The organism is Amycolatopsis sp. NPDC059027 (assembly GCF_042739735.1).
Classification (GTDB): domain Bacteria; phylum Actinomycetota; class Actinomycetes; order Mycobacteriales; family Pseudonocardiaceae; genus Amycolatopsis.
Map to the genome: position 1 here is coordinate 90787 of NZ_JBHYIK010000016.1, position 953 is coordinate 91739.

A 953-nucleotide genomic window follows, 5' to 3' on the forward strand; every position below is an offset into this window, starting at 1 on the left:
CGCCCGCCGCACCGCCGGGCGGGGGGGGGGGGGGGGGGGGGGGGTGGGGCGCGCGGTGGCGGGGCCGCGGGCCCCCCCCCCCCCACGCCATGTCACGCCCCGTTCATCAGCCCTTCCAGGGTGTCCTTTGTGGAGCGTGGTGCCCTGAAGGGTCCTTGAGGGCGCCGAGTGCTGCGAAGCTCCCTTCAGGGCGTTCGGCAGGCTTGTCGCTCACAGGGCTCGTCGCGACGATGGGGCGTAGCGCCCGGCCCTCCCCTGCCGGGGCGCCTGCTACTTCCAGCGGCCCAGTTCGCCCGGCGCGGGTGGCGGGCCGGGCAGCGGCGGTCCGTCCCCGGACAGGCCTTCGACGAGCAGGGCGAGGTAGCGGCGGCGCAGCACCTTGGTCCGCTCCGGATCCGCCGTCCGGATCGCCGCACAGCATTCCAGGATCAGCCCGACGTCCTCGGCGACGACGTCCTCCCGCAGCCGCCCGCCCTCGTGTGCCCGCGCCACCATCGCCGCCGTCAGCTCACCGGCGCGCCGCGCGTCCTCCCCCATCTCCGGCGTCGGGGTGAAGGTGCCCGCGAGGTGCACCGTGAGCGAATGGACGTCGGCGTCCACGACCCGCCCGAGGAACTCGCTCAGCGCGCGCCAGCCGTCTGGCTCTTCGGCCGCCGCCTCCGCTTCCGCGATGTACTGCCGTAAACCGTCGTGGCACAGCTTGCACAGCAGGGCCTCCTTACCGGGGTAGCGCCGATACAGGGCACTGATCCCGACCCCGGCACGCTCGGCGACCGCCGAGACCGGGGCCTTCGGATCGGCGATGAACACCGTGCGCGCGGCATCCAGGATCACCACATCGTTGCGGGGGGGGGGGGGGGCGGGGGCGCCCCCCCCCGGGGGGGGGGGGGGTGTGGGGGGTGTGCTGGGGAATAAAAAGAAAAAGAAAAAAAAACAAGGTGTTGGGGTTTTGT

Annotated in this window: 1 protein-coding gene; it reads right to left on the bottom strand. The window is 73.3% G+C overall.

The features are described 5' to 3' along the window. Nucleotides 1–270 precede the first annotated feature (270 nt). A complete protein-coding gene (locus tag ACFWY9_RS13635; RefSeq protein WP_378338978.1) occupies nt 271–834 on the bottom strand; it encodes a TetR/AcrR family transcriptional regulator in 564 nt (187 codons plus the stop codon). Nucleotides 835–953: the final 119 nt, after the last annotated feature.